Raw genomic sequence first — 272 nt, forward strand, 5'->3', positions numbered from 1 at the left:
TTCATCAAACGGCTTTGCAGAATCCCCTCCGGCTACAATGCTTCGCCCATCGCCCTGCATGATGAACGTCTCCCCCTCGTTATAGGGTGTTAGCGTTTTCAATAAGTTGATGACCTTACTTTTATCGAGCCGAACCAATAGAAATCCGAACGGCTCCGACAGGCCGCCAGGTATCTTGTGAAGCAATGCCAAATCCTGTTCTTTCCCCTCGGTCTCCAGGTTAGTCCAGTACACAGATTTGGATTGGGTTAATAAATAATTATAATCTTGAA

Annotated in this window: 1 pseudogene; it reads right to left on the reverse strand. The window is 46.3% G+C overall.

What is annotated here, in order from left to right:
• Nucleotides 1-272, reverse strand: a pseudogene (locus KVT27_RS24655) (AraC family transcriptional regulator); the annotation flags it as partial.

Origin of the sequence: Lysinibacillus sp. GbtcB16 (assembly GCF_019091145.1) — a bacterium.
Classification (GTDB): Bacteria; Bacillota; Bacilli; order Bacillales_A; family Planococcaceae; genus Lysinibacillus; species Lysinibacillus fusiformis.